The sequence below is a fragment of the Pseudomonas sp. E315 genome (assembly GCF_055406205.1).
In genome coordinates this window covers 304,964-330,830 of record NZ_JBUZPJ010000003.1, presented here as the reverse complement: position 1 = coordinate 330,830, position 25,867 = coordinate 304,964, and the positions used below count along the sequence as shown (strand labels likewise).

General features: G+C 55.8%; 14 protein-coding genes. 7 read left to right on the top strand and 7 right to left on the bottom strand.

Features of this window, described 5'->3' with window-relative positions; all coding sequences use genetic code 11:
- Nucleotides 1-240: 240 nt before the first annotated feature.
- The gene (gene lon, locus ACZRJQ_RS06890; RefSeq protein WP_463977619.1) at nucleotides 241-2,670 is read right to left on the bottom strand and encodes an endopeptidase La; all 2,430 of its coding nucleotides are present in this window, start codon (nucleotides 2,668-2,670) and stop codon (nucleotides 241-243) included.
- A 375-nt stretch (nucleotides 2,671-3,045) separates the two neighbouring features.
- Between lon and ACZRJQ_RS06885 the strand changes: the two genes are divergently transcribed.
- From ACZRJQ_RS06885 to ACZRJQ_RS06870, 4 genes are all read left to right on the top strand, one after another.
- Nucleotides 3,046-5,388 (top strand): putative bifunctional diguanylate cyclase/phosphodiesterase, encoded by a 2,343-nt coding sequence (locus tag ACZRJQ_RS06885; protein WP_463977618.1) that lies wholly within the window; start codon nucleotides 3,046-3,048, stop codon nucleotides 5,386-5,388.
- Nucleotides 5,389-5,530: 142 nt separating this feature from the next.
- Nucleotides 5,531-7,567, top strand: coding sequence for a type VI secretion system Vgr family protein (locus ACZRJQ_RS06880; RefSeq protein ID WP_463977617.1), 2,037 nt, complete (start codon nucleotides 5,531-5,533; stop codon nucleotides 7,565-7,567).
- Nucleotides 7,564-10,884 (top strand): toxin VasX, encoded by a 3,321-nt coding sequence (locus ACZRJQ_RS06875; RefSeq protein WP_463977616.1) that lies wholly within the window; start codon nucleotides 7,564-7,566, stop codon nucleotides 10,882-10,884. Before ACZRJQ_RS06880 ends, ACZRJQ_RS06875 begins: the two co-directional genes overlap by 4 nt.
- Nucleotides 10,881-11,816, top strand: coding sequence for a hypothetical protein (locus ACZRJQ_RS06870; protein ID WP_463977615.1), 936 nt, complete (start codon nucleotides 10,881-10,883; stop codon nucleotides 11,814-11,816). Before ACZRJQ_RS06875 ends, ACZRJQ_RS06870 begins: the two co-directional genes overlap by 4 nt.
- A 65-nt stretch (nucleotides 11,817-11,881) precedes the next feature.
- Here ACZRJQ_RS06870 and ACZRJQ_RS06865 read toward each other — a convergent pair whose 3' ends face one another.
- The 3 genes from ACZRJQ_RS06865 to ACZRJQ_RS06855 all read right to left on the bottom strand — a co-directional run bounded on the left by ACZRJQ_RS06865 (nucleotide 11,882) and on the right by ACZRJQ_RS06855 (nucleotide 18,263).
- Nucleotides 11,882-14,299, bottom strand: coding sequence for a glucose/quinate/shikimate family membrane-bound PQQ-dependent dehydrogenase (locus tag ACZRJQ_RS06865; RefSeq protein WP_463977614.1), 2,418 nt, complete (start codon nucleotides 14,297-14,299; stop codon nucleotides 11,882-11,884).
- Nucleotides 14,300-14,418: 119 nt separating this feature from the next.
- Nucleotides 14,419-15,756: a carbohydrate porin gene (locus ACZRJQ_RS06860; protein ID WP_463977682.1), complete on the bottom strand. Its 1,338-nt coding sequence runs from the start codon at nucleotides 15,754-15,756 to the stop codon at nucleotides 14,419-14,421.
- 470 nt (nucleotides 15,757-16,226) lie between these two features.
- On the bottom strand, nucleotides 16,227-18,263 hold the full coding sequence (locus ACZRJQ_RS06855; RefSeq protein ID WP_463977613.1) for a TonB-dependent receptor: 2,037 nt from the start codon (nucleotides 18,261-18,263) through the stop codon (nucleotides 16,227-16,229).
- 217 nt (nucleotides 18,264-18,480) lie between these two features.
- Between ACZRJQ_RS06855 and ACZRJQ_RS06850 the strand changes: the two genes are divergently transcribed.
- The gene (locus tag ACZRJQ_RS06850; RefSeq protein WP_463977612.1) at nucleotides 18,481-18,711 is read left to right on the top strand and encodes a VF530 family protein; all 231 of its coding nucleotides are present in this window, start codon (nucleotides 18,481-18,483) and stop codon (nucleotides 18,709-18,711) included.
- A 7-nt stretch (nucleotides 18,712-18,718) separates the two neighbouring features.
- On the top strand, nucleotides 18,719-19,369 hold the full coding sequence (locus tag ACZRJQ_RS06845; protein WP_463977611.1) for a Pr6Pr family membrane protein: 651 nt from the start codon (nucleotides 18,719-18,721) through the stop codon (nucleotides 19,367-19,369).
- Nucleotides 19,370-19,422: 53 nt separating this feature from the next.
- Here ACZRJQ_RS06845 and ACZRJQ_RS06840 read toward each other — a convergent pair whose 3' ends face one another.
- The 3 genes from ACZRJQ_RS06840 to ACZRJQ_RS06830 form a co-directional block, all read right to left on the bottom strand.
- Entirely contained in the window at nucleotides 19,423-20,208 is a 786-nt protein-coding gene (locus ACZRJQ_RS06840; RefSeq protein WP_463977610.1) for a siderophore-interacting protein, read from the bottom strand.
- Entirely contained in the window at nucleotides 20,205-20,780 is a 576-nt protein-coding gene (locus ACZRJQ_RS06835; protein WP_463977609.1) for a PadR family transcriptional regulator, read from the bottom strand. The genes ACZRJQ_RS06840 and ACZRJQ_RS06835 overlap by 4 nt, the downstream gene beginning before the upstream one ends.
- 180 nt (nucleotides 20,781-20,960) lie before the next feature.
- Nucleotides 20,961-24,065 carry a transglycosylase domain-containing protein gene (locus ACZRJQ_RS06830; RefSeq protein WP_463977608.1) on the bottom strand — a complete coding sequence of 1,035 codons (3,105 nt, stop codon included), beginning with the start codon at nucleotides 24,063-24,065 and terminating at the stop codon, nucleotides 20,961-20,963.
- 367 nt (nucleotides 24,066-24,432) lie between these two features.
- Between ACZRJQ_RS06830 and ACZRJQ_RS06825 the strand changes: the two genes are divergently transcribed.
- Nucleotides 24,433-25,851 carry an amino acid permease gene (locus ACZRJQ_RS06825; RefSeq protein WP_463977607.1) on the top strand — a complete coding sequence of 473 codons (1,419 nt, stop codon included), beginning with the start codon at nucleotides 24,433-24,435 and terminating at the stop codon, nucleotides 25,849-25,851.
- Nucleotides 25,852-25,867: the final 16 nt, after the last annotated feature.

Here is a 25,867-nt window from a genome sequence, read left to right as displayed (position 1 = left end):
AACGGGCGTGTGTCTACTGACAGAAATTACAGGTGGCATGTAAAAAATGGGCCAATTGGGCATGCCATTTATTTGAGGGGGTCTGTAGGCGCGAACGTGTTCGCAAATGACTTCAACGGTAACGCCTGATTGCTGGATGAGCGCGATTACCTTGAGGCCTTCGCGAGCACGCTCGCTACAGTGATTTCACTATCAGGCGCCGTTGGGTGCTTTTGAGCATCCAACGGGCCTTGCTAGCGGTTAAAACAACACTTTAGCCACATCGGTGAAGCGCTTGGCAAAATGCACGGTGATGCCTTCTTTCAAGTAATCAGGCAGCTCTTCAAAGTTGCCCCGATTGGCCTCAGGCAGGATCAGCTCGTGAATTTTCTGGCGTCGTGCGGCGATGACTTTTTCACGTACGCCACCAATCGGTAGCACATGCCCGGTCAAAGTCAGTTCGCCAGTCATGGCAATGCCTTTTTTCGGTGCTTGATTACGCGCCAGTGACAGCAGCGCACTGGCCATGGTCACGCCCGCACTTGGGCCATCTTTGGGGGTTGCGCCTTCCGGTACGTGAACGTGCACAAAAGCTTCGTCAAAGAAACGCGGATCGCCCCCAAACTGTTTGAGGTTGGCGCTGACGTAGCTGTAGGCGATTTCAGCAGACTCCTTCATGACTTCGCCCAGTTGGCCGGTCAATTTGAAACCGCGATTGAGCGTGTGAATGCGCGTGGCCTCAATCGGCAGGGTGGCGCCGCCCATGCTGGTCCAGGCCAGCCCGGTAATGACCCCGGTGCCACTGATGACTTGCTCATTACGAAAAACCGGCATGCCCAGTGAGGCTTCAAGGTCTTTGGGGCCGATTTTGATTGCCGAGTTGGGCGCTTCGATCAACTTGACCACGGCTTTTCGTACCAGCTTGCCCAGTTGTTTTTCCAACTGGCGTACGCCCGCTTCGCGGGCATAACCGTCGATCACAGCCCGTAGCGCACTGTCGCTGATGCTCAGGCTGGTTTTGGCCACACCTGCTTTTTCCAATTGCTTGGGCCACAGGTGGCGCTTGGCAATGGCGACCTTTTCTTCGGTGATGTAACCCGATAGCCGGATCACTTCCATGCGGTCGAGCAACGGGCCGGGGATTGAGTCCAGCGTGTTGGCGGTGCACACGAACAGCACTTTCGACAGATCCAGACGCAAATCCAGATAGTGGTCGAGGAAGTCGACGTTCTGCTCCGGATCGAGGGTTTCCAGCAATGCCGAGGCAGGATCACCCTGGAAGCTCTGACCCATTTTGTCGATTTCGTCGAGCATGATCACCGGGTTCATGACTTCGACATCTTTGAGTGCCTGCACCAGCTTGCCTGGCTGGGCGCCGATGTAGGTGCGACGGTGGCCTTTGATTTCGGCCTCGTCGCGCATGCCGCCAACACTGAAACGATAAAACGGACGCCCCAACGACTCAGCAATGGATTTGCCCACGCTGGTTTTACCCACCCCCGGCGGCCCGACCAGCAGCACAATTGAGCCGGTTACCGAGCCCTTGTAAGCGCCCACGGCGAGGAACTCAAGGATGCGGTTTTTAATGTCATCAAGCCCCGCATGGTGGGTGTCGAGCACCTTGCGCGCGTGTTTGAGGTCGAGTTTGTCCTTGCCCAACACCCCCCACGGCACTGAGGTGGCCCAGTCCAAATAATTGCGGGTCACCGCGTATTCGGGCGAGCCGGTCTCCAGAATCGACAGCTTGTTCACTTCTTCGTCAATGCGCTTACGCGCCTGAGCGGGCAAGGTCTTGCCTTCTAGCCGTTGTTGGAACTGTTCGATATCGGCACTGCGATCATCTTTGGTCAGCCCCAGCTCTTGCTGGATCACCTTGAGCTGTTCCTTGAGGAAGAACTCGCGCTGATGCTCGCCGATCTTGAGATTGACCTCGGCAGAGATCTCTTTTTGCAAGCGCGCCACTTCGACTTCTTTGCGAAGCATCGGCAGGACTTTTTCCATGCGCTTGAGCATGGGTACGCAGTCGAGCACTTGTTGCAGCTCGTTGCCCGTGGCCGAAGTCAGCGCCGCCGCGAAGTCGGTGAGCGGAGAGGGGTCGTTAGGGCTGAAGCGATTGAGGTAGTTTTTCAACTCTTCGCTGTACAGCGGGTTGAGCGGCAGCAGCTCTTTGATTGCATTGATCAGGGCCATGCCATAAGCCTTCACCTCGTCGGTGGGCTCATTGGGTTGCTGCGGGTATTCAACCTCCACCAGATACGGCGGGCGATGGTGTTTGAGCCAAGTACGGATACGCACGCGGCTCAGGCCCTGAGCCACGAACTGTAACTTGCCATTTTCGCGGCTGGCGTGATGCACCTTCACCAGCGTGCCGTATTCCGGGAGGCTGCTGGTATCGAAATGGCGAGGGTCGTCTGGCGGGGTGTCCATGAAAAATAGAGCCAGCGAGTGATGGTCAGATTTGCTGACCAGCTCCAGTGTCTCGGCCCAAGGCTCTTCATTGACGATTACCGGCAGCACTTGAGCCGGGAAAAATGGACGATTGTGAATCGGGATGATGTAAACCTTGTCCGGCAGATTCTGTCCAGGCAGGGCCAATTCAGTTCCTCCTGAGTGCTCGATCGGTTGGTCGTCGGCGTGCTCTACATCGGTGTACTCAGTCGTGTTATCCGGGAATTCTTGCTGGTCGCTCATGGGGCACCTGCGCAATTGGGTATGGCTCTTAGATGGGGCGCGGTGGCAGTGGTTTCAATGGCGAAGGGTTTTTCATCATTAAAGAGCGCTGTAGCGCGTGGCCGTGCGTTGTTTATGTTCAGGGGCAGGTTTGTTGGCAAAAGTCTGACTCAAAAAAGCGAAATAGTTAGGCCTTTGTCGCCAACAACTTGACGGTAGACACCCCGTGTTTATTGAGCGATCTTCTTTCTTGCCGCCGCCAGGGTTGGTGCTAATTAGCCAGGGGCTCGAAGGTCATTTTTTTGACTTTCTTCGTGGTGCATAGGGAGCGTGTATGCCTCAAGCAAGTATCGAAATTGCGTTAATGGCATCCACTCAGTGGCTTGAGGGCGCAGCATGAAGCTGCGCAATAGCTTTCAGGCGCATATCAGTGGGGTGTTGGCGTTACTGCTGCTGGTCGTTATAGGCACGGTATATTTTGCGGTGAACGCGGCCATTTTTACGGCGGCCAGCGAACAAGCCCAAGAGCAATTGAAAACGGGTACGCGCGTCTTCGAGCGTTTGCTCGACTTGCGCGCGCGGAGCATGCAATACGGGCTTAACTGGCTGGCCAATGACTCTGACTTTCATCAGGCGGTGGTGGATGGCAGTGCTCAAAAAATTGAGCAGGCACTGGAAGAGTTCGAACCGAGTATTCGCGGCAGTGAACTGCTGGTGCTCGACCTCAATGGCAAGATCATCACCAGCACGCTCAAAAACCTGCCAGCGGGGCAAGTGTTCCCCTATGCCAAGGCCTTGAGTCAGGCTCGACGTATGTCTGAACTCATGGTGATAGGTGTGCTTGATGCGCGCCCATACCTAATGGTTCAAGGCGTGGTGCTGACGCCCTTGCCTCTGATGCGAGTGGTGTCTGCGTTGCCGATGAGCGATCTGTTTGCCTATGAACTGCGTTCGTTGAGCAACCTTGAAGTGTCCTTTTTGGCGATCAAGCAAGGGCAGGCCGGGCCACTGTCCAGCACTCAGCCCGATGTCATGGATGAGCGGCTTGTCAGGTTTTTAAGTGAGCACAGGGGGGGGCCGGCAACGCATGTGAGTGAGTTTGGTCAACAGCGTTTTTTGGGCCAACAGCTGCAACTGGCCAATTTCAGCGACCCGGCCAATGGCCAAGTTATGGCACTCCTGCAAAGCCCGCTGGATCAATCAATGCGGGCGTTTAACTTTTTGGATCGCAAATTTTTATGGATTTCCCTTGCCGCTCTGGCCGCCTCAGTGGTCGGGGCTTTGTGGCTGGCGCGAGAAGTCTCACGGCCTGTGAGCGTGTTGGCCGAGGCTGCGCAACGCATCGGGCGCGGCGATTACCAAACCCCCGTGACACTCAAACGCAGGGATGAACTGGGCTTTTTGGCCAAGGCAATCAATGCGATGCAAAACGGTATTGCGGTACGTGAGCAGCAACTGGCGCACAACGCTTTGCATGATGCGTTAACCGGCTTACCCAATCGCGCTTTGGCGATGGAGCGTTTAGGCAGTGCAATCAGCGCCAGACGCAGCGTGGTGGTGATTTATCTGGGGATCGAAAACTACCGCATCATCAATGAAGGCTTTGGCCCCGAAGGGGTTGAGCTGATCATGCGTGAGGCCAGTCGTGTGATGTGCGAAACCGTGCAGGAGCGAGACACCGCGGCTCGTATCACAGGTAACGAGTTTGTGCTGTTGCTTGAAAGCACGCAGGTCGATGTGGGCGTCGCGCTGGCAGACCGCTTATACGCTTTGCTAAGCCGCCCGCTCAGCATTGCCGGGCATGAGACGCAGCTCGAGATCTGCATGGGCATCGCCATGTACCCGTTTAACGGGCAAAGCGCCGAAGACCTGATCACTCGGGCGGCCATTGCGCGGCGTGATGCCGCGACATTGCCGGGCTATTTGCAGATCTACCAACAAGACCGTCATTTGGTTTATCAACGGCAAATCCAGTTGATCCGTGACTTGCGGCAGGCAGTCAGGGAAGGCGAGTTGCTTGTGCATTACCAACCCAAGCTCGATATCCGCGGTGGTGGGGTGCACCAAGCCGAAGCCTTGCTGCGCTGGCAGCACCCGGAGTTGGGGATGGTCTCACCAGCGGAGTTCATTCCTTTGGCGGAGCGTACCGGCAGCATGCCCATGCTGAGCGACTGGATTATTGAAGAGGGCATTCGTCAGTTGGCGCAGTGGAATCGGCGAGGCTTGTACGTACAGTTATCGATCAACATTTGCGCCAGCGACCTGATAGGCGAAAGCCTATCGAGCAACCTGCTGGCCTTGCTCAAGCGCTACCACGTGCCAGCCGAGCAACTGATTTTTGAAATCACAGAGAGCGCCGTGATGCGTGACCCCGAGCACTCGTTAAAAGTGCTCGAAGGGCTGCGAGACATCGGCATCAGTTTGTCGATCGATGACTTTGGCACGGGCTATTCATCGTTGGCTTACCTCAAACGGTTACCGGTACAAGAGCTAAAAATTGATCAGTCGTTTGTGCGCCATCTGGATGAAACCAGTGAAGACGCGGTAATCGTGCGTTCGACCATCGAAATGAGCCACAACTTGGGGCTTAAAGTGGTCGCCGAAGGCGTGGAGTATCAGCACACCTTGGAGTTGTTGCAGCGTTGGCATTGCGACACGGCCCAGGGTTATTTGATAAGCCGCCCGCTGGATGCGTTGGCGTTTGAGGCGTGGGTGGCGCGTTTAGGGCAGACGGCCTAAAGGCGAGCTACAAATAAGGCTGTTTCCTGAGTTGCTTGAAGATTGATCCTACAGCGGCTCCGACATTGATCCGTTAGCGTTCACCCCTTTTGCGTTGGGGTGGCTTGCTTACGAGTGGCTCTTCGCGTTCGAGGAGCTTTGGATGTCCACGTTTGCACGTCAAAACCGTTTTAGCTTGAACATTGCGACGCCGCACGCTGCACAGCCGTCTGAGTTTCAAGTGCTGGCATTCAAAGGTGACGAAGCCATTAGCGAGCCTTATGCCTTTGAGGTTGAGCTGGTCAGCGAGCGTATTGATCTGGATTTGCAGGCCTTGTTGCACCAACCCGCCTTTTTGGCCTTTGATACCTCAGGCAATGGCATTCATGGGCAGGTGTATCGCATTGCACTCAGCAGCCCCGGCAAGCGTATGAGCCGCTATCGCCTGACACTGGTGCCGCATTTGGCTTACCTGGCGCATCGGACCAATCAGCGCATTTTTCAGAATGTCAGCGTGCAGCAGATCATTGAGCAACTGCTTGAGGAGCACGGCATTTTCAGCAACGCCTACGCCTTTACGCAGCTCTCGCCTTACAAGGCACGCGAATACTGCGTGCAATACGGCGAGTCAGACCTGCATTTTATTCAGCGCCTGTGCTTTGAAGAGGGCCTGCACTTTCACTTCACGCATTCGGCCCAAGGCCATGTATTGGTGTTTGGCGACAAACAAACGGCGTTCAGTGTCGTACGCGGTTCCACACCTTTTGTTGAAGGCCGGGGTTTGGTTGCAGCACAACCTTCGATCAATGGTTTTAGCGTGCAGCTGCAAACCCGTACCAACAGCACTTTGCACCGCGATTACAATTTTGAAAAAGCCAGCCATATTTTGCAGGTCGATAGCCGCACAGCCTTAAACCAGCGCGCACTTGAAAGCTATACCTACCCCGGTGGCTTCGGTGAGCGCAGGCAAGGTGAACGGCTCAATCAGATTGCGCTTGAACACCATCAAACCCAATCGCGCCAAGCGTCAGGACGCAGCGACCAGTCGGACCTGCGCAGCGGTCACTTTGTTGCAATGGTCGAGCACCCGAACGCGGCGTGGAATGTGCAGTGGCTGCTGACGCACATTCGCCACGAAGGCAAACAGCCGCAGGTGCTTGAGGAGTACGCCGCGCCATCAGAGTTAGAACCTGGCGCTGGCTTCACGCAAGGCTACCGAAACCACTTTTACGCAACCCCCCATGAGGTGACGTGGCGCCCGCAACACGCCTACGACAAACCGCGCATTCTCGGCAGTCAAACAGCCCGAGTGACCGGGCCTGCTGGCGAAGAAGTCCATTGCGATCAATATGGCCGGGTAAAGGTGTTGTTTCACTGGGATCGCCTTGGAGAAAGCAATGACAACAGCAGTTGCTGGCTTCGGGTGTCGTCCAATTGGGCGGGGGATCGTTATGGCAGCGTGACCCTGCCACGGGTTGGCATGGAGGTCTTGGTGACCTTTCTTGAGGGTGACCCAGACCAGCCGCTGATTTACGGTTGCCTGATTAACAGCGTTAATCGCGCGCCCCTTGATTTGCCCGCAGACAAGACTCAAAGCATCTTTCGTAGCCGCAGCACGCCCGGTGGCGCAGGCCACAACGAACTGCGCATTGAAGACCGTAGCGGCAATGAGCAGATCTACCTCCACGCTCAGCGTGACATGCAGCAACACATCCAAAACGACAGCCATTTGCAGGTGGGTGGCACGCGTGAAGAAGTCATCACGGGCAATAGCGTGAAGGTGTTTAACGCCAGCGATCAGCTTACGGTCAGTGGTGATCGTAAAGTGCGAATCAATGCTGAGGACTACCTGAAGGTTGACGACAGCCTGCATACCCAAGCGGGCGAAACCATGACGATTGAGGCCGGCGAGCAAGTCAGCTTCATTGGCGGGGCCGTGTTGGCGGTGGACGGTGGCGCGTTTTTGTCTGCTATGGGGGGATGGCAGCATATCCAGCTGACACCGTTCGGGATTTACTCCAGTACTCCAATTTTGCTGGGAGGCGTGCCAATTCCGGCGCTGCCATCAGGTTTCGGGGACATGCTGGAGCTGGCGCTGGAGCTGGCGCTAGACGCCCAGAAGAACGCATTCGCGGCGGCCGCACATGCAGCTGAAGCGGTGTGCCTTGTGTGTCCACCGCACAAGGGGGGGCAGGCATGAGCACCGATAAACGTCTGGACTATCTGTTCAACCAGTCGCAAGCCTCGCGTGCCGCTAGCGCCGCGCCTCACGTGGACATCAACAGCCTCGTTCAGCAATGCCCGGCTCATCAACCGCACATTTTTGTGGTGCCCGTGCGTTACGCGCTGAGTGAAGAACCCGCCAGCCACCCTGCATTTCAGCCTGGCGCACAGACCAAAAGCCATCCCATGGCAGCGCGCCTTCTGCGCACGGGCTTTGTGTATGTATGGCAGGGTAAAGGCCCTCTTGAGCGTTATGCAGTGGCTGAAAACGGCCTGCTGTGTAAACAGCGTCTGGATGACGATGACACGGTGGTCAGCGTCGGTAACTTGACGGGCATGGCACTGGATAAGCTGCGCGAAGCCTGGATGCTCTATACCGAAATTCCGATAAATGCCAGGTATTGCGAACAACTCAGCGAGCCGCAAGTTCGGGCCAAACGCATGCGCCGCCTCGATTTGCTGAAAGTGGCCAATACCCTGCAGGCCCCTCATTGCACGCCTTTGACTGAAGCCAATCAGGTCATGGGGGAGTTGCTTACCGACACTTATGAGCGAGCGTTAGCGCTGGATTACCTGCATAACGGTGCGGCTTATCAAGAAGGTGAGCGCCAGTTGGGCCAACAGATACTTGCTGATACCCACTCGCCCCCTCTGAACATAAAAATCAAGGCTTATACCGATGCCAGACGCTGGAACAACGAGCGGGCAGCGGTAGCCTCCCGTAACCCTCAGATCAAAGCCGATTCACCCCCTATGGGTGAGTGGAGCGCTGCACCTTGGGCTCCGTTCAGAACCACAGAAGTGATGGAACTCGCCCATAACCAAGCCCAAGGTTTATATACCGTACTTGCCTGCCTGGATGATGACCTTGGCGTATTACGTGATATCAACCACGAACAAGAACGCGTCGAAGCCCGCCATGAACAATGGCAGGCCGATAACAACGTGCGCTTGAGCATCGGTGGGTTTGTACGCAGTTTGATCACAGAGGATGCTGATGATGTGATCGAGGCCATAAGTTATCGCTACCGAGAGCATCAGATCGAACTTACGCGTGAGCAGGCCCAGCAGGTGCTTGATGCGCGCTCGCGTCTGGCGGGCTTGGCCAGAGAACGTTACACCGCCAACATTCGCCGTGGCACGACCCACAGCAACAATGAGGCCGACGTAAGACTCCATGAAATTCACTTGCGTGAACAAGCGGCTGTGGCGCCTCTGCGAGATTTTATCCCGCTTAAGCTGCACGACGACTTGCTTAACGTGGTGCGTGATTACCAAGAAAGCAAAATCAATAACCGCAGAAACACCCACGCCAGCGACAAGGTTGAGCAATACATCGACCTGCCCGCCATGAATCACTGGCTGGACGAAAACGCCCCCGCGCACTTTGCGCAGGTTCAACAGCGTCACACCACCCTCTATGCCGATCGAAGCTTGTACCTGACGCGACATGGTAGTGGCACATGGTGTGTGGATTACCGCGATCCGGATCATCGCCAATGGCTCGACCGCTTGGCGATGGCCTGCCTCAGCGCGCAATGCTTGCGCAAAATGGGGGCCGAGCAATATGCGGACTACGTGCGTAGCGCTGATGACGGGGCATTGCGCCAATTGTTTACAGGTTGGAACCCGACGCTTGAGGGGGCATTAAACAGCACCACGCGTGCGGGGGAGTTGCTGACGGCGCTGGGCCATGAAAACCAAGCCAATGCCATGCTGGCACTGACCAAAGCACTCGGCCCGCTGGGGCTATCTGTTTTGTCGGATTTGAGTGTTATGGCCAGCGATGTTACGGGCCTTTGGAGTGTATTGATCAAGCGATTGGGCGCCTCATTGTTGCTGCTTGGCAGCAAAGCCGGTGAGCCCTTGAAAGGCCCTTGGCTGGCGATCCTGATTGCTGCTCGTGCCGGTAACCACATTGGTTTGCGACAGATTGAGCAAGGCGCCCGGCAGATCTTGCAGCAGTTCGGCCAAGCTGTTGAAGAACTCAATCAGTGGGTCAACTTAACCGGCAAGGCCATAGGCGCTGGGCGGGTGGCAGATATCGTTAACTCACCAGCAGTTAAAAACAGCGGCGGGCTGATAGCGATAACAGCGTTGCTGCTAAATAGCTGGAATGCCAGTAACTACTTGGCGCAAACGGGGGTGCTGGATGAGATGGATCAACAACGTCAATACGATACGGCATCGGCGACCTTGTATGCCGGAGCAGCGCTAGTGGCGGTGGTTGATAGTCAGATGAGCAAGAAGGCTACATTTGCCTTTGGGTTATCTGTAGCTCCAGTGTTGACTCTGTTGGGGGGGATTATTGGAGGGCTCTCATTTTTTGCGGCTGCCACGGAGTTCAAATCCTTAGAAAAGCAAATTGAAAACGCTCAAAGTGCTATAGAACCGTGGCTGCAGATGCGTAGGACTGTAGTCAGAGGGCAAATGGTTACATTCGCGGCTCAAGCTATTAACGGAGCAGTGTTCACTTCTCGAGCACTAACTGGAAATCTAACCGCTGAAATCGCGATATCAAGGTATTTATTTTGGATGGGACCACTTAACTATCTAATCGCTTCGTTGGGTGTTCTTTATCTGATTGCTTGGTATTTACAGCAAACACCCATGCAGAATTTTCTTTATAACTGTTGTTGGAGCAAATCGCGGGCTAGCAATTTAAATCCGATTTCGCTTGATGATCAGCAACTTGAGCTCAACCGTTTATACAAAATTCTTTACACACCCAGAGTCAGTTTTGAGTCGGTGCAGCCACGCACGCTGATGAACTCTTTGCAGTCAGGTGTCATAAACCGAGCCATTAAAACGCTCACCATCGATTTGCCTGGGGCTGAGCCCAGCAACGTATATCTGGAGATTGCCATGGTCGGTGACCCGGTAGACACCTTGGCTATGCGCGAACGCATAAAGAGCGGGGAGGGGAGGTTTTCTGATGGCGAACCCATGCAGGACATCGCCGATTGCTGGATACATTTCAGTCGTTGCGAGTGGATTCCCCATGCACAGGGCCAAGGCTTGCGTATGACTGGGGCCTTTAACGTCGTTCCTGATTTGTTTGGCTCACAACCCAACACGGTGTATTTGCGCCTGCGTTACCGGACACCTCTGATCTCAATGCTTGGTGCCCCCAGTTTTATTGGGGGAGAGCAGGGTGTGGCATTCACATTGAACTCATCTACAGGGGTAATGACTTTACGTGACGAATCTACACCTGAGCTAGACACCGCAAGGCGTTACGCACTCGGGGGTAGTCAATGTTCGATTTATTTGCAACCGGGTGTTGAGCGATGAGTTTACCTTCAGCCGGGACACGTAAAAATGGATTGTTTTCGCAGCAAGATTATTTAGCGCCTTTGCCCATACCAACGGGGGAAATGCCATCTGATGTGCTTAATATCATTTGGCGTAGAAATGATATTTTTTTAGATATAGGCAATTACAGTCCTGGCGCGGCGATACTGGTTTGGTGGCCGATGGTCATGTTGTTCTTCGGTATGGCTTCTTATTTCAAATATTTAGCGCTTGATGTCAGTGATCTTATATTCATGGCGGCAGGCGTGATCACGGGTATTCCCGCACTTATATTGATCTACGGTCTATTCCAACCAACGCCTTTACCCATCCGCTTCAATCGCCAGCGGCGTGAGGTGTGTGTGCCTCGTGAAAATGGCGAATATTGGATTGTGCCTTGGGAGTCAGTAACAGCCGCAGCTTCTCAGCATTCGTCAGTGAGTCAAGCGGGTAAAAATACGGTGGGCATGCTGTTTGTTGGTTTTGATAATCCAGATCCATTGGCTAAAGAAGACAATAAACACTTTTTTTGGGGCTTTAACTGCGGCGGTGGCGAAACTGCAATGGCGCTGTGGGAGTGCATGCGCAGTTATATGGAAGTAGGGCCGGATGCAGTAACGGATAAAAGTGAACGCTTTTATCGCCCTAAAGGGATACTTGCCACTTATGCGAACCTTGTCATTGAAGCCGCCCAGCGAAAAGGGTGGTTTATGGCGCTGCTGTGGGAAGGTTTTTGTGGGTTATTCATCTTCAATATATTGCTGATTGATGTATTGGAACGCATAAAACTAAACCCGCCTCCAGACCTTAACCATCCTGACATCATCGAATGGTCAAAACCCCTGCCCCCGGAACAATGGGCCAAACGCTCGCCTGAGCTTGAGGCCGCTATCGTCAAGCGCGAAGCCGAGCTAGCAGCACGATCAGCCTAATTTCAAGTTCATAAAAAAGGCGGCTATCTCTCGATAGCCGCCTTGCTTACAACGGGCTGTAACGCTTACTCAGCCAGTTTGAACGCCATGACATAGTCACCTTTTTTGGTGCCCAGGCCACCATGACCGCCGGCCATGACCAGCACGTATTGGGTGCCGTCTTTACCGGTGTAGGTCATTGGAGTGGTCTGGCCGCCAGCAGGCAGACGACCTTCCCACAGTACTTTGCCGTTGCTCACGTCGTAAGCACGCAGGTACTGATCGAGAGTGCCGCTCAGGAAGGCAACACCACCGGCAGTGGTGAAGGTCCCGCCCAGGCTTGGAACACCCATCGACAGTGGGATTGGAACCGGCGAGCTGTCACGCACGGTGCCGTTTTTGTGTTTCCAGATCACCTGGTTATTGGTCAGGTCAACTGCTGCAACATAACCCCACGCCGGAGCCTGGCAAGGCAGGCCAACGGGCGACAACAGAGGCTCAAGGATCACGCCGTACGGTGCGCCTTTGTTCGGTTGTACGCCGGAGGTTTCGCCTTTACGTGGGCCCATTGCTGCGGTGTCGGCAGCGGGAACCAGCTTGGACGTGAACGCCATGTAGCTTGGGTTCAGGAAGGCAATCTGACGAACTGGGTCAACCGAGATGCCGCCCCAGTCAAACACGCCGAAGTTGCCTGGATACACAATCGAACCTTGCAGCGATGGCGGGGTGTACATGCCGTCATAACGCAGGGATTTGAAGTTGATCCGGCACAGCATTTGGTCGAACGGGGTGACGCCCCACATGTCACGCTCGGTCAGTACCGGCGGGATCATGTTCAGGTCCGAGCGAGGCTGTGTTGGCGCCGTGTGGTCGCCTTCTACTGCACCGCCTGGCGCCGGGATTTCCTGGATCGGCACGATGTCTTGGCCGTTACGACGGTCAAGAACATAGATGCTGCCTTGCTTGGTGGAAGCCAGCAGAGCCGGTTTCACGCCATCAGCCGTTTTCAGATCCATCAGGGTGGGTTGGCCACCTACGTCCATGTCCCACAGGTCATGGTGAGTAAGCGGACGGTACCAGCGGACTTTACCGGTGTTGATGTCCAGAGCGGTGATGCCAGCAGCATAACGCTCGGAGTCTTCGGTACGGTCGCCGCCATATTGGTCTGGCGTCTGGTTGCCCATCGGCAGGTAAAGCATGCCGAGGTTTTCGTCGACAGCGAACATCGACCACATGTTAGGCGAGTTGCGGGTGTAGGTCTGGCCTTCAGCAATCGGAGTTGTATCTTCCGGGTTACCGCTGTCCCAGTTCCACACCAGCTTGCCGGTACGTACGTCGTACGCACGGATCACGCCAGATGGCTCGTCAGTGGAGATGTTGTCAGTCACGTGGCCGCCAACAACAACCAGATCTTTGGTCACAGCCGGTGGCGAAGTGGAGTAGTAGCCACCTGGAGCGAAGCTACCGATGTTGTGACGCAAATCGACTGCACCATTGACGCCGAAGTCTTCGCACACTTTACCGGTGTCAGCGTTCAGGGCGATCAGGCGGGTGTCGGCAGTCGGCAGGAACAGGCGACGCGGGCACGAGTTGCTCGAAGTGGCGGCAGCAGGCTCGGCAGCGCTTTGCTCGGTGCTGGCTTTGGCGTAGGCATTTTCGTCGTGATAGCTCACGCCGCGGCAGGTCATGTGCGCCCAGCCTTTGAAGTTTTCAGCGTTCTGAGTGCTGATCTTCGGGTCGTAGCGCCAGATTTCCTTGCCGGAATCTGGGTCAAGGGCAATCACTTGGCTGTGCGGGGTGCACACATACAGCATGCCGTTGACTTTCAGCGGGGTGTTCTCAGCAGTTGTTTCGCCAGGATCGCCTTCGCCAGGAATGTCACCGGTGCGGAATGTCCAGGCTGGAACCAGCTTGTGGGCATTTTGCGGGGTGATTTCTTTGAGTGGCGAATAACGGTCGCCATGGGCAGTGCGCCCATAGGACTGCCAGTCACCATCGGGCATCGCCGGGGCAGTGTTGGTCATGCCAGGCACGGCATCACGGTTCAGCTCACCTTTGATTTCGCCAGGGTTAGTGAACTGGCTGGCCAGCGCGGTCACACCGGCCAATACCACAGCAACGCTCAGTGCGCCGGTGGCAAGTGGCGCAGATTGGCCGCGCAACACTGGACGACGAAACCATGGCAGCAGCAAAACGATACCGATGGCGAACCATAGGGCCAGACGTGGCACCAATTGCCACCAATCCAGGCCCACTTCCATCAAGGCCCATACGGTGCTGGCGAACAACACCAGTGCGTACAGCCCCAGCGCCGCGCGACGGCCTGCAATCAGCAGTGCGCCCGACAGACCAAAGCCGATACCGGCCAGCAGGTAATACATCGACCCGCCGAGCGTGACCAGCTTGATACCCCCGACCAACATGGCCAGGCCCATTAGCAGCAGTAAGATACCGAGGAGTGTCGGTAGCAGACGGCTTCGACTCAAAGCACCATCAGTGCTCATAGTGTGGTTCTCCGTTACGTTAGAGGTGTTCCCGCGCAGGTTGGTCAGAAGACGCTCAGCGCGGGTGTGATTCATCTAAATAGGTGTTTTGCGGCTTGCTTCAAGCGCACCGCTTTTCGTCAGAAGGACGATTGAATCTTCAAGCCGCCAATCAGCGCGTCATCTACTTTGTTGACGCCGCCCGGATGACGGATGTATTGCAGGTTCGGTCGAACGGTCAGCCAGTTCGTGATATGCACGCCGTAATACAGTTCGGCGCTGTACTCAGTGTCCTGAGGGGGCAAGAAATCGGGGTTGTCGTAGTCATAAATGGCATGCGCCTGATTGACCGCCTGAGCGTTTTTACGATACGCCGGGTTGACGTGAACCCGGGCCATTGCAAAGCCGATGTCGTCCTTGGCGCGTGCATCAAACACGCCTTTGTAAACGATGCCCGCTTGGACATAGTTGTCGATGGCGTTGGTTTTTTTGTCGTGCAGGGTGGCATTGGCAAACACACTCAACCCCCGTGACTGGTCGCTGGCGCGAGTTGTGAGCTGCTGTTGCACGCCCAGCCACATCCCGTGTTTGCTCGAACTGCTGCGATAGGCTTCGCCGCTCAAAGCTGCTGGCTGGCCATTGGCATCTTTGTAAGCGTCGGTTGCTTTGGCATTACTGTAGTAGTAACCCGCACGATATTCCCCTGGCAGGCCATTAATTTTTGGCGTCCACACCAGTTCAATCGGCAGTACGGCGCCTTGAGTGCCGCTGCCACTTAGCTTGAAGCCATTGCCGCGATCAAGGTTGGAAGGGTTTTGCTCGTAGGCGCCTACTTGTGCGTAAAGCTCAGGCGTCAGGTGGTATTTAACCCGCAGCGCCCATTGGCTGACGGGCCAGTTGTACCAAATGCTGCCGGCCCAGTTACCGACCTGCGAGCCGCAGAACGCCAGGTTTTGGAAGTCGCAAGGGAAGCTGTTGAAGTCTTCACCCTGGCCGAAGCGGCCGAACTTGATGTCGAGTTTCTGATCAAAAAACTTTTGCTGATACCACATTTGCGTCAGGCGGGTTGTCTGACCCCGGCCCCAAACTTCTTGAGCTGACGTGAAGCCGCCCACGCGAGGGTCGTTGATACGGTCATTGCTGATGTTGTTGCCGCTGCGATGAGTCACGGTCAACTGAAACTCAGCATCTTCCCAGCCCAGAATTTTTTGCAGATCAAGGTGCGTTCCCAAACCGAACTGATCGCTGTAACGCGCCGTGCGGTCATGGTCATAGCCGCCGTGCAGGTTTGAACCCACTTCGCCGACGTAATCAAGCGAGAAGCTATAGCCTTGCTTCTCCAGCTCGGTACGCGTGCCACCCCAGTCGCCGAGCATCCATTTCGAATCGCTGTCGAAGGCGGGGGTTGCCTGGGCGCATGTAGCCATACCTAGAACGGTCAGGCCACCAAGCAGGCTCAGGGCTTTTTGCCCGGCCATAGGGAATAGCGCGCTGTGATTGCGCAAAATCAGAAATTTGGACATAGGTCGAGAGTGCAAGTCTTTATAGGTATGGCTGTGGCAGTGGGTAGCGCTGTCTTGAAAAGCAGGGCCCGCACTTATTGATTTTTTGCGAGAAGGAATTAATCGATTCAGCTTCTGGAAGGAATGATAAAGGCCTGAAACGTTTAGAAACAGCACTTTAACTGACAAGCATCATTTCGAATTCGGTAACAGTGTGCTGCGACCGTTCGACTCAGAGGCTTTTTGCCTCACGTTCGCGGCTGTTCGCGGGAAATGGCCGCCAGTGGAAAAAATGCAAATACGCCGATGATTGTCATTTTTTGCTGCCTGTTCAGCTCTGTTAGCAGACAAAAAACCCTTCATCAGCTGCCGCAGGCTGCGATTTTTTGAGGTTAATACCAAGAAATTCAAAAACCGCAGCCTGTGCCAACGCCTATCAGAAGGGGCTAGAAGGTGGTGCGCAAGCCGACTTCAATGCTGCGGCCGGGCGCAGGGGCAATGTCGCGCAGAATCGAGCTGGCATAACGCACGGTCTGATTGGTCAAGTTGTCGCCCTTGACGAAAGCCAGCCATTGGCTGCTGCCCACGTCAAAGTGATAACCCGCGCTGGCGCCTAGAGTGGTGTAGCCATCCGTGCCTGACTCATTTTTGGGTACGCGCCCTTGGTTGCTGGCATGTTCGACATCAACCCGTGCTTGCCAACGATCCAGCTCCCACAACAGGCCGCTGCTCAGGCGCAATGGGGCGATGCGTGGCAAGGCCTCGCCCGTATCGAGGTTGGTGGCGCGGGTGTAATCACCTGACAGTTCCAGCGCGAACTTGCCGTAGGCGCTTTCACCCAGCTTCCAGTGATCTTTGGCTTCAAAGCCCATGAAGCGTGCCTTGACCCCTGAGTAGGTGTACTCCGGAATGCCATCTGCATCAGGCTGACCGTCGTCGTCCAAGGTTCGACCGGTGCCCAGCAAGCCGATGTAATTGGAGAAGTGGCTGTAAAACACGCCGACGCTGCCCTTATGGGTGCCATTGTCAAAGCGCAACGCCAGGTCGCTGGACACGGCTTTTTCTTTCGACAGGTTGGCGTTGCCCACTTCATAGGTGCCGGTGGCCACGTGAGCACCATTGGCATACAGCTCGTAGAACGTTGGGGCGCGTTCGGTGTAGCCCAATGTGGCGGCCAGCGACCAGACGGGCGTGAGCGTGAACACCGCGCCAGACGACAGACTGCCCACGGTGAAACTTTTGGAACTGTCGGCGGCGGCAAAGCGGTCATTGCCCTTGGCATCCGGGTCTATCACCGCGTGCTCTAAGCGTGCGCCCAAGCTGAGCATAAGCCTGTCGGTGGCTTGAAGTTCTTCGAGAATAAACAGCGCGCCGCTGTTGGTATCGCTCTGAGGCACAAATGCCTCTTCACCCAAAGCCGAGAACTCATTGCGATTAATTTGCGCGCCAATCACGCCATTGAGCGGGCCCAGCGGCACATGGCGCGCCTCAATCCGGGCTTCGTAGCCCTTGTTTTTGAAGGTGGTGCCAACTTCGCCCCCCTCAATTTCGCGGTGTTCGTAATCGGTGTACCCAGCGTTGAATTTCAGCGAGCTGAATGGCCCTTGCAGGTTGCGTAACTCAGAGGCAAAAGCGTAGTGGTCTTGCTTCATGCGGATGCGTACGTCTTGTTCGGCAGGGGAGCCGTAATTGGCGTCGTAGCTGCTGTAGGACAAGCCCGCGTAGCCGTCGTCCCACGTGTAAGACCCGCCCACCGCGCCGCCGTCTTGGCGGCCATTGCTGTTACCTAAACGGCCTTTTTTTTCGTCGCCGCTTTCGCTTGCAGGGGCATGGCGGCTGCGGGCGTAACCGGGGATTTTTAGGTCGTTGAACTCACGCGCATTGGCATCCAGATGCAAAGCAAAAGTGCCATCACCGGCTTCCAGCTTGCCTGCGCTGCTGCGTGTGGTATCAGCGCCGCCGTAGCGCAGTTCTCCAGCCCCGTGAATGCCTTCAATGGCTTGGGTCGGGATGCGGTTATCGAAGGTGTTGACTACACCACCAATGGCATTGCCGCCATATAAAAGAGCCGCAGGCCCGCGCACGATTTCGATCCGCTCAACGTTGACGGGGTCCAATGGAACGGCGTGGTCATACGACAGCGATGAAGCATCCAGCGCGCCGACGCCATTGCGTAACACGCGAATGCGGTCGCCATCCAGTCCGCGAATAATGGGGCGGCTGGCGCCTGGCCCAAAGTAAGACGAAGACACGCCGGGCTGCTTGTTAAGCGTTTCTCCAAGGCTGCCCTGTTGTTGCAGCGTGAGGTCATCGCCTTCTAATACGGTGGTCGGTGAGGGCAGTTGATTGCTGCCCAGCGGGTTGCCGGTAATGACTTGGGGTTGCAGATCGAGGGCGTACACCGGGGAAGCAATTAACAGTGCGGTGGCCAGCGGCGTTAGACGAAGGCGTCGCGCGTGTCGGGAAAAAGCGGGGGAGGACATTGCAGGTTCCTTGGCAAAGGTGATGAAAGCCTTGGCGCTGAGCGCTCTTGAGATGGATAACTATAGTTACAATATAACATCTCTTTTGAGGTCGCCAAGCGGAACTTTTTAATCAAGCCTTTTGCCAAGCTAGACTCAGTCTGTGCCAAATGACTTCCCCCTGAGCAGGGGCTCGGCTAAGGTGCGCGGCTTTCCTTCTTCTGCATAAAGGCTCGGCATGACTGAACCCAATAACAACCCTTTGCACGGCGTGACGCTGGAACAGATCCTCAATGCGCTGGTTGCGGACTACGAGTGGGAAGGGCTGGCTGAGCGCATTGATATTCGCTGCTTCAAGAGCGACCCGAGTATCAAGTCGAGCCTGACTTTTTTGCGAAAAACGCCGTGGGCGCGGGAGAAGGTTGAAAAGCTCTACATCAAGCTCGCTCGCACCAAGCGCGAGCTTTGATGGGCCTATGAATAAACGTGCGACAAGGCCAGGTGCAACGCAAAAGCTATGCACGTTGATGGCAATCGTGGGCTGGAGCGGGCTGGTGATTCAGCTCGATTTGGTGCTGCTGGCCCGTTGGACATCGGGCGCCAGCTTGCTGGGTGGGTTGGTCAACTTCTTCAGTTTTTTTACGGTCCTCACCAACACCTTGGTCGCAGTGGTGCTCACCTGCGTGGCAACCCGCCAGCCTTCAAAAGGTCGGACGTTTTTCTTGCAGCCGTGGGTCAACAGCGGCATTGCTGTGAGCATTATCGTGGTGGGCGTGGCGTACAACGTGCTGCTGCGCCAACTGTGGCAACCGCAAGGGCTGCAATGGCTGGCCAATGAATTGCTGCACGATGTGATGCCGGTGCTGTTCACGCTGTATTGGTGGTTTTATGTGCCCAAAGGCTCATTACGAGTGGGGCATATTGGTGTGTGGGTGTTGTATCCCGCGCTTTACTTCGCCTACACATTGCTGCGCGGACATCTGCTCGGCGTGTACCCGTATCCGTTTATTGACGTCGAAAAATTGGGCTACGCGCAGGCGTTTTTCAATGCCTGCGGCGTTTTGGCGGGGTTTGTGCTGGTGGCGTTGATCATCGTGGCGGTGGATCGCTGGCGCAAGCCTCTGTAGTTGCTGCCGACAGCCCATTGCAGCCTGAGGCAGCGACTACAGAGTAGAAAACACTACTCCTCGCTCCCCCCTTCCAGGCGCCAGTACCCTGCGGCCTTTACGAACTCTTCGTTCAGGCCGTGGGTGTTTAGCAGCACTTTGCGCACCTTGCGTGACAGTGCGGTTTCGGTGGCGACCCACGCGTACAGTTCGCCTGATGGCATGCTCAGGCCTTCAACAGTGCTCAGCAGGTCGTATTCAGGCGCATCACGATGTACCCAAATCACTTCGACCGAGGCTGCGCTGCTCAAGGGTTGTTCTTCAAGTGTGTTTTGCACCTCAATCACCACAAGAGCACGGCGATTGGCGGGCATCTCTTCCAGTCGACGGGCGATGGCAGGCAAGGCCGTTTCGTCGCCGATCAGCAGGTAACTGTCGAAAATATCCGGCACCACCATTGAGCCGCGCGGGCCACCGATGTGCAGGTATTGCCCGGGTTTGGCCTGCGCCGCCCAAGTGGCCGCAGGGCCGTCGCCATGTAAAACAAAGTCGATGTCCAGCTCTAACGTGGTCAGGTCATAGCGGCGCGGCGTGTAGTCGCGCATGGCGGGCATGACTTTGTTTTTCAGGCCAGCGCTCAGCTCCAGGTTTTCTAGCGCTGCCAGTTCTTCGGCGGTTTGCGGGAAGAACAATTTCACGTGGTCATCGCTGCCCAAGCTGATGAACCCGGCCAGCTCTGGCCCACCGACAGTGATACGGCGCATGCGTGGTGTGAGGTCTGCCACGCGCAGCACTTCAAGTTTGCGCCGCTTTATTTCGTGGGTGACTCGGTGAATGGTTTGAGGGGCAGCGGTGTTCATTCAGCGTTCTCCTGCACAGGTTGGGCAGTGACTGGGCCATCAACGATGGCTTTGGCGGTGTTGTTAAGCAGATCACGTACACGCAGGATTTCAGCCGGGCTCCAGCGACCGTGGTGCATGTGCAAGGCATGGCGCAAGTTGTGTACGGCCTCGTGGATTTCGGCCGGGCGATCATGGCCGCGCAAGGAGCGTTTGCTGACATCAATGCGCATGCGCACACCATCCAGCGCAATGGCTTGGTTGCTTAATGACTGACGACCTAGGTCGGTCACGTCATAGCGTTTTTTCCCACCTGCGGTATCGCCCTGAATCAGTTCACTTTCCTCAAGAAAGGTCAGCGTGGGGTAGATCACGCCAGGGCTTGGGCTGTAAGCGCCATCGAACATGTTTTCGATTTGGCGAATCAGGTCGTAACCATGACAAGGCTGCTCAGCGATGAGTGCGAGCAGCAGTAATTTCAAGTCGCCGGGGGCGAACACGCGAGGGCTGCGGCCACCGCGTTGGCCGGGGCGTTTTTCAAAACCGTCTTGACCCGCGCTGTGCTCGCGAGGGTGGGCATGATGTTCTCTCATTTGTCTTCGTTCTCTGTATTAGTTCGATACAACTTAAGATATATCTTAAGTAAATCGCAAACACAGCTGACGAACGGTAATGATTCGCAACACCCATACAGCGCCCGCAGGAGCTTGCGCAGGCTACGAGTGTTTGATCTTTTCAACTCGAAGTTCAAAAAATCGTTGCCTGCGTGGGTCTTACAGCGTTTGGGTCAATGCAGGCGCCTGACACCGAGTGTGGGTGCCCGGTTGCAGATAAGGCGTGAGGATAGGGGCCATGCCCTTGAGGACTTGTACTGGTAATGCAGAGGTAAATTTGAAGGCTTCGGCTGAACGGCCGGGCACAAATGCCGTCAAGGTGCCGAAGTGATGGTCACCGATGAAAAACACAAACGTGGCCGTACGGTTGATTGATTTAGAGCTGATGATGCGTCCGCCTGCGCCCATGCTTTCGAGGCGGTTATCACCCGTGCCGGTTTTGCCGCCCATCGCTAGCGCGTCGCCATCATCCAGCTTGAAACTGCCCGATACCCGACGTGCCGTACCGGCATCGACCACCTGTGACAGGGCCTCACGCAGAGCTGTGGCCACTTCGCTGGGCATTACCCGGACGCCCTTGTCCGGGTCGTTGATTAAGCGGGTTTCGTAGGGGGTATCTGCTGCGAAATGCAGGGTATCAATGCGCAACACCGGCAAACGCACGCCATCATTGAGGATGATGCCCATCAGCTCGGAAAGGGCCGCCGGGCGGTCACCCGAGCTGCCCAGCGCAGTGGCCAAGGAAGGCACAAGGTGATCGAACGGGTAACCCACTTTTTGCCAACGCTGATGAATATCGAGAAATGCCTCAATCTCCAGCATGGTGCGAATGCGGCTGTCACGGGCGCTCTTGTGACGGCTTTTGTACAGCCAGCTGTAAACTTCCTGACGCTCAAACTCGCTGGCGGCGACTGCTTGTTTGAAGGTGGACTGCGGGTTATTCAGCAGATACCCCAGTAACCACAGATCCAGCGGGTGGACTTTGGCAATGTAGCCTTGGTCGGGCAGGTCATACGCGCCGGGGCCATAGCTTTGGTACAGCGTGTCGAGGCGCTCATCGGTGACTTTGTCGCGGGGTAAATGTGAGCGAACAAAGCTGTTAAAAGTGGTTTGATCCGCGTGGGGGAACAGATAACGATGCACCGCCGACATTCGGATGGCGGTGGGGTGAATGCTGTCCAAAAAGGTGTCGAGCCGGGCCTTGGAGTCTTTGTCTTTGTATTTTTTCCAGAACTTGAGCATGTACGTGGTGCCTTCACGATCCGCGAAACGGCTCAAGTATTCCTGGCGTCGTGGGTTGATGTCGTCGCTGAGCAATTCAGCATTATTGGTCGGGGCTTGATAAGTGGTGTAGCGCACCACGTCGCGCATCAAACGTACAAACGGCAAGTTGATGGATTCGCGGATGGCATCGCGCAGCGTCGGGTTTCGGCCATTGTCCTGGTTACGAAAGTTATTAAAGTGATGCAGGCCACCCCCCGTGAAAAACTGTTCCCCGGGGCTTGCGGAGTATTTGCGATCAAGGGCTGCGCCGAGCATCTTGCCCAGGTTTCTGTCAGGGGTCTGGATCAAGTAATCCAGCGCCCAACGGCTGAGGCGGTCTTGATCGTTTACTTTGATTTTTTTCAAATTCACGCTGGGCTGCTCGCCGTACAGGTCATGCAGTTCAGCAATGATTTGCAGATAAGTGGTCAAAACACGCAACTTGGCGGTGGAGCCCAGTTCCAGTTTGCTGCCTTCATTAATATCGAAGGGTTGGTCGGTGCTGTCAGTTTGCACGCGTGCCCGAGCACCGTCCGGTGTTAGCTCAAACAAGGTGAAGCTGTAGCGCACTTGTGCGGTGCTGGTGGGCGTCAACAAGCGTTCGCCCAATAACCCCAGTTTTGCGGCGAAGGCCGGGTCGGCCAGCTGGCGCAGGTACTCACTGACTTGGCGCTGCAAATCGCCCTGTAAGGTGCTGGTTGCCGACAAATCGAGGCGATCAAGGTCATACAGTGGGCGATTGAGCATCATCGAAAGCCGGCTGCGCGCTACGCTGATGCCCTTATTGGTCTCGATAGCCTGAATGGTCGGGGCCAAACGCCAGTCACGATAGGTCACGTGGCTGGTCAGTGCCGCTTTCGTCAGTGCAGGGTCAATCACATTGTTCTGCCCCAGCAGCCGTATATGACTGTCGGTGAGTTGCGCCAACTCTTCTCGGCCTTTGGCCAGATAGTGCGAAGGACGGCGCTGGGCAATCATCAATGACAGCATTTCGCGCAGGGCCACACCTCGTTGAGCCAAGCTTTGTGGGTCATTGGCGGTGCTGGCCAAGTGTTGATTGACCTGCGTGAAGTCTGCGCCGAACCACACACGCAACCCCTCCGCCATGCCGTGTACTTCCCCGTGCCCCGGCACCGCGGACAGCGGCACACTGTTGAGATAATCACGCACTACTTTCTGGCGTGCTTGAAGGGTTTGCGGGCCGTCTTGATAGGCACGCACGCTGGCCGAAATCATCTGGCGCAGCTTTTCGCTGCCCGACAGCGTCAGGCCGTCAGGCGAATGGCGGTACTTTTCCAGTTGCGTCGCAAGGGTGCTCCCGCCTGCAGACTGCCCGGGCAGGTGCAATATTTTGGTCACCTGAGAGTAAGCGGCCATCGCAAACCGCGGCCAGTCCACCGCCGGGTTGGCCAAAGGCTCCTTGGTGTCGAGCAGGTCGCGGTCCTCAATAAACAGCAAACTGTGCACCACCACGGGTGGGATATCGGCGAAATTCGCATACAGCTGCTGCGGGTATTTGTACTGATACAGCGCGGCACCCGAGCAGTCGGTGATGGACAGGCCAGCTTGAATTTTTTCTGAATAGGGTACGAAGAAGCCTTTTTTGCTGTAGCTCAATAGCTCGGGTGAAAAGCGGATTTGCTGAGTGATGACGTAGTCGCGTTTTAACAGCCGTGGCACAAAGCTGCCTAATGCGCTGTAGCCCAAACGTTGATCGAAGGGGCCGTTGCCGGGGTACAGCATTGAATCGCTTGGGCCGGCGTGCATCGAATAGCTAAGCGAGGCGGCAAAGCGGCTGAATTCGCGGGCTTGAAGCGCCGAGGTGCGTACCTCTTTGGCGACAGCAAACCCCAACACGATCAGTGCAATCAGCACCAATAGCGAGATCAAACCCCAGACATAGCGCTTGGTTTTTGGTTTTTGTGGTGGGGTCGCCTCAGCAGCCATTGTCGTTGATGGCTCCACAGCTTGACCGGAGTTGGAATGCCATTGTGCGCCCATAGTCAACAGATCCCAGTGCGCATATTCATTGCGCTTGAATAAAGCGTAGACGCTGCTTGGCACACGGGAAAAGTTTGTGAAGCGTTAGCGCACAAGCTTATCCGACCAACGTCCGTCTCGTGTTCCTACGGGTTCGGCCTGTAAATGTAGGAATAGAGCCTTCGAGAAGGGTAAATACGCCCTAGGTAGGGGAATGACTGTGCACCAACGCTGTGCAATACTCGCCGCCGATCTCAGTAGGGCATTTCCCTTATGACCTGTCGACCCACAAGGTCTGAGCCGATCAAAAGGCGAGTCAGGTGGCACACTTGGCTTGATAGAAAACCCGATTGAAGCACATCCAATAACAATACGAGGTTGTACTTTTATGCCAGTCGGCAACCACCAGCCCCACGGTGAAACCGCACAAGGCGGCCCGCTCAAGCGCGAACTGGGCGAACGCCACATTCGTTTGATGGCCCTTGGCGCCTGTATCGGCGTCGGCCTGTTTCTGGGCTCAGCCAAAGCGATCGAAATGGCAGGCCCTGCCATCATGCTGTCTTACATCATCGGTGGCTTGGCCATTTTGGTGATCATGCGCGCGCTCGGCGAAATGGCCGTGCACAACCCGGTAGCTGGCTCCTTCAGCCGCTACGCTCAAGACTACCTCGGCCCCTTGGCGGGCTTTTTGACCGGTTGGAACTATTGGTTCCTGTGGCTGGTGACCTGCGTTGCCGAAATTACCGCGGTGGCGGTGTACATGGGCATCTGGTTCCCCGATGTCCCGCGCTGGATCTGGGCGCTGGCGGCACTGATCAGCATGGGGTCGATCAACCTGATTGCCGTTAAGGCGTTCGGCGAATTCGAGTTCTGGTTTGCCTTGATCAAGATCGTCACCATCATTGCGATGGTGCTCGGCGGCATCGGCATCATTGCTTTCGGTTTTGGGAACGATGGCGTCGCGCTGGGTATTTCTAACCTCTGGACCCACGGCGGCTTTATGCCTAATGGCATCCAGGGCGTGCTGATGTCCCTGCAAATGGTAATGTTTGCCTACTTGGGCGTTGAAATGATCGGCCTGACGGCCGGTGAAGCCAAGAACCCGCAAAAGACCATCCCAAGCGCTATTGGCTCGGTGTTCTGGCGCATTCTGCTGTTCTACGTCGGCGCACTGTTCGTGATTTTGTCGATCTACCCGTGGAATGAAATCGGCACCCAGGGCAGCCCGTTTGTGATGACTTTTGAGCGTCTGGGCATCAAAACAGCTGCTGGCATCATCAACTTTGTAGTGATCACAGCGGCCTTGTCGTCCTGCAACGGCGGTATTTTCAGTACCGGTCGTATGCTGTACAGCTTGGCGCAAAACGGTCAGGCCCCCGCCAACTTTGGTACCACGTCGAAAAACGGCGTGCCGCGTCAAGCATTGCTGCTGTCGATTGCCATGTTACTGATGGGCGTGGTGCTCAACTACTTGGCGCCGGAGAAGGTGTTTGTTTGGGTGACGGCGATTGCCACGTTCGGCGCGATCTGGACTTGGTTGATGATCTTGCTGGCTCAGCTGCGTTTCCGTAAAAACCTGAGCGCAGAAGAAGCGGCCGGCCTCAAGTACCGCATGTGGCTCTACCCTTACAGCTCTTACGCTGCATTGGCATTCTTGCTGCTGGTTGTAGGGCTCATGGCCTACTTTGAAGAAACCCGTGTCGCGCTGTTCGTGGGGCCTGCGTTCCTCGTACTGCTGACCGTGCTGTTCTATGTGTTCAAGCTGTCGCCAAAACCTCAGACGCCAGAGGCTTTGACGTCTAATTAAGCGTTAGCGCTATCAG

Bases quoted from the DNA above. Each gene is read 5' to 3' on its own strand.
- lon (WP_463977619.1), bottom strand. From the start codon at position 2,670: ATGAGCGACCAGCAAGAATTCCCGGATAACACGACTGAGTACACCGAT.
- ACZRJQ_RS06885 (WP_463977618.1), top strand. From the start codon at position 3,046: ATGAAGCTGCGCAATAGCTTTCAGGCGCATATCAGTGGGGTGTTGGCG.
- ACZRJQ_RS06880 (WP_463977617.1), top strand. From the start codon at position 5,531: ATGTCCACGTTTGCACGTCAAAACCGTTTTAGCTTGAACATTGCGACG.
- ACZRJQ_RS06875 (WP_463977616.1), top strand. From the start codon at position 7,564: ATGAGCACCGATAAACGTCTGGACTATCTGTTCAACCAGTCGCAAGCC.
- ACZRJQ_RS06870 (WP_463977615.1), top strand. From the start codon at position 10,881: ATGAGTTTACCTTCAGCCGGGACACGTAAAAATGGATTGTTTTCGCAG.
- ACZRJQ_RS06865 (WP_463977614.1), bottom strand. From the start codon at position 14,299: ATGAGCACTGATGGTGCTTTGAGTCGAAGCCGTCTGCTACCGACACTC.
- ACZRJQ_RS06860 (WP_463977682.1), bottom strand. From the start codon at position 15,756: ATGGCCGGGCAAAAAGCCCTGAGCCTGCTTGGTGGCCTGACCGTTCTA.
- ACZRJQ_RS06855 (WP_463977613.1), bottom strand. From the start codon at position 18,263: ATGTCCTCCCCCGCTTTTTCCCGACACGCGCGACGCCTTCGTCTAACG.
- ACZRJQ_RS06850 (WP_463977612.1), top strand. From the start codon at position 18,481: ATGACTGAACCCAATAACAACCCTTTGCACGGCGTGACGCTGGAACAG.
- ACZRJQ_RS06845 (WP_463977611.1), top strand. From the start codon at position 18,719: ATGAATAAACGTGCGACAAGGCCAGGTGCAACGCAAAAGCTATGCACG.
- ACZRJQ_RS06840 (WP_463977610.1), bottom strand. From the start codon at position 20,208: ATGAACACCGCTGCCCCTCAAACCATTCACCGAGTCACCCACGAAATA.
- ACZRJQ_RS06835 (WP_463977609.1), bottom strand. From the start codon at position 20,780: ATGAGAGAACATCATGCCCACCCTCGCGAGCACAGCGCGGGTCAAGAC.
- ACZRJQ_RS06830 (WP_463977608.1), bottom strand. From the start codon at position 24,065: ATGGGCGCACAATGGCATTCCAACTCCGGTCAAGCTGTGGAGCCATCA.
- ACZRJQ_RS06825 (WP_463977607.1), top strand. From the start codon at position 24,433: ATGCCAGTCGGCAACCACCAGCCCCACGGTGAAACCGCACAAGGCGGC.